General features: G+C 44.2%; 3 protein-coding genes. 1 reads left to right on the forward strand and 2 read right to left on the reverse strand.

What is annotated here, in order from left to right:
• Positions 1 to 260 precede the first annotated feature (260 nt).
• Positions 261 to 1,301, forward strand: a complete 1,041-nt coding sequence (ltaE, locus tag AC3DOM_RS17355) for a low-specificity L-threonine aldolase (RefSeq protein WP_487920296.1) — start codon at positions 261 to 263, stop codon at positions 1,299 to 1,301.
• Between the two features lie 91 nt (positions 1,302 to 1,392).
• On the opposite strand, the gene AC3DOM_RS17360 is transcribed toward ltaE, so the two are convergent.
• Both AC3DOM_RS17360 and AC3DOM_RS17365 read right to left on the reverse strand, forming a co-directional pair.
• A complete protein-coding gene (locus tag AC3DOM_RS17360) occupies positions 1,393 to 1,983 on the reverse strand; it encodes a hypothetical protein (protein ID WP_487920297.1) in 591 nt (196 codons plus the stop codon).
• A 211-nt stretch (positions 1,984 to 2,194) separates the two neighbouring features.
• Positions 2,195 to 2,479 carry a S26 family signal peptidase gene (locus AC3DOM_RS17365; protein WP_487920298.1) on the reverse strand — a complete coding sequence of 95 codons (285 nt, stop codon included), beginning with the start codon at positions 2,477 to 2,479 and terminating at the stop codon, positions 2,195 to 2,197.
• Positions 2,480 to 2,578 lie beyond the last annotated feature (99 nt).

The raw sequence follows: 2,578 nt of genomic DNA on the forward strand, positions 1-2,578 counted from the left end.
CACTCGCCTAGCCGATAATTGAGAAATGTCAAAATATTTTCAGCGAATGGACAGCAAATATACTATTAATAATTTCCAGACCAGCCAGTCGGTGTGCAGGATACCACACAGGCTGTAAATATAGCAAGAATGATAACCCTTATTCATATAATTCCATTCACCTCAGGAAAAGAGTCTTTAGGGTAAAATTTATTCATATACAGCCCTTCACAAAATATAAAAGGAGGGCTCAATAATGCAAAAATTGAGGAGCAATATTGATGAAAATAATTGATCTGCGTTCTGATACAGTCACACAACCAACACCAGAAATGCGGGAAGCGATGTCAAAAGCTGAAGTTGGCGACGATGTTTACGGGGAGGACGTCACTATTAATCGTCTTCAAGAGATGGCGGCTGAAATGCTTGGAAAGGAAGCAGGGATTTTTGTTCCCTCTGGGACGATGGGGAATTTAATCGCGGTTCTTTCTCACTGCGGACGTGGCGATGAAGTCATTTTGGGCAATAAAGCCCATATTTTTCTGTATGAGGCAGGTGGTATTTCGGCGTTGGGAGGCGTTCATTCCCAGCAACTTCCAAATCTGGATGATGGCAGGATAGCACTCGAAGATATCGAATCTGGTATCCGCGGCAGCGATCCCCATGATCCTGTTACCCGTCTGATCGCGCTGGAAAATACGCATAATCGATGTGGGGGATCCGTCCTTCCGCTGGAGTATACAAATCAGGTTGGAGAACTGGCAAAGAAACACGGTCTCTCGTATCATCTCGATGGCGCCCGTGTCTTCAACGCTGCGGCGGCTTTATCGGTATCTGCCAAAGAGATTGCTGCACCATTTGACTCTGTCACATTTTGTCTGAGCAAGGGACTTTCTGCGCCGGTTGGCTCGGTGCTCTGCGGCTCAAAAGAGTTTATTGCAAAGGCGCATCGTATGCGCAAACAATTGGGTGGCGGGATGCGACAGGCCGGGGTTCTTGCGGCAGCCGGAATTGTCTCCCTTGAGAAAATGACCGAGCGTCTGGGCGAGGACCATGCCCGGGCACGGAAGCTGGCCGATGGTCTTGCGGGTGTTTCTGGACTATCCCTGGATAAAGGTACCCCTCATACGAATATGATCTTTATGAATCTGGCCGATCATATTGATTATTCCACATCCGAAGTCGCAGACCATATGCATAAGCAACACGGTCTCCGCATTGGTGTAACCGGAAAGCGACGTTATCGCCTTGTTATTCACAACTGGATTGATGATGATGCTGTGGAAAGAACGGTAGCCGGGTTTAAGAAGTATCTGGGTTAATCCCAAGTTTCCTACATTTATAAAACCTTGTGTAGCCGTAAACTTACACAAGGTTTTATTGCTGAATATTTCAGAGGTGTTTTTAATTCTTTTACCGATTTAGTAAGGTAGTCAATAGCAGCAGATTCTCTTTGGCCTCAGCTTGAGGAATTCCCTTTTTTTGAAGGTAAAGTATAGAGCGTTGATATTTTTCTTCCTCTGTGACAAGCTCATTATTTTTAATATCACTAAAGAGAAGTTTTATGGCTTCCTGATATTCGGGTTTGGTGGCCAATTGACGGATTTTTTGCGCTGTGGAATTTTGGCTCGTCGAACTTGTCTTTTTCTTTGGAGGTGCAGTAGCCTTCGCAATCAGGTAGCCGAGGAATGCTATTCCAATACTGATATTATTTAACGAGGCTGGCAGCGGAGCAAAAAGCATAATCGCGCCAATGACGCCGAGAATTTTGCCAATATTATTGATCGTTTTTCGATCAAGTTTGAATGCCGGTTTTTCTCTCAGAGAAGTTGTATTCTTAGCAGAAAAAGGGGACTTTTCAAGGGATGTATTAAATCCTGCTTTAGGAGATAAAGGAATATCATCAAAAATATCTCGCACACTCAGTTTACGTAAAAAAACTGCACCTATTAGCAGCAAAACTGCGAAGGATATAAATACTATCAGGAGGGTGCTTTCACTCATGTAATTTCTCCATAAGGGTTGGATTTCCGCAATCCACTTTTTTTCTCGCCACAATGCTCTGCGTTGTGGCTTGTTTACAATACCCCAACGCAGAGCATTGCGATAAGGATAATAAAAATGCGTAAGTCCGAGGTTGATTTATTTTGAAGATGAAACCAAGAACTAACCAGTAGCTGGGATTATAACCGTATAATGCCCCCCAGAAAAAATATTATCGACGATGAATATGCCAAATTACCTTCCCCTGCACAGCAGCAGGATTTACTGGCCCCAGTCTGCGGCTGTCGAGGCTGTTTTCCCCTGTTCCGAGGACGTAAATCCCTTCATCTGTGATTTTTTCAACGCGCTTGATCAGTGTGCCATAGAGTTGATTTATAAAAACGATCACGTCTCCCCTCTTGATGCGGCCCCGAAAGAGATTCATTAAAAACACAAAATCCCCATCCTGGTAATCTGGAGACATACTATCGCCGGTGATGCGCATTATCCGAAACATTAATATCTAAAAAGCTGGCTTCTTAATGAAGCCAGCTTTAGTTTTGATCTAGAGATCAGGATAAACCATTTCGAGAGCGGGTGCATAAGGCGCCTTGGC

The sequence above is a fragment of the Candidatus Desulfolinea nitratireducens genome (assembly GCF_982879505.1).

Coding starts and splice junctions, on each gene's coding strand:
- ltaE (WP_487920296.1), top strand. CDS start 261: ATGAAAATAATTGATCTGCGTTCTGATACAGTCACACAACCAACACCA.
- AC3DOM_RS17360 (WP_487920297.1), bottom strand. CDS start 1,983: ATGAGTGAAAGCACCCTCCTGATAGTATTTATATCCTTCGCAGTTTTG.
- AC3DOM_RS17365 (WP_487920298.1), bottom strand. CDS start 2,479: ATGTTTCGGATAATGCGCATCACCGGCGATAGTATGTCTCCAGATTAC.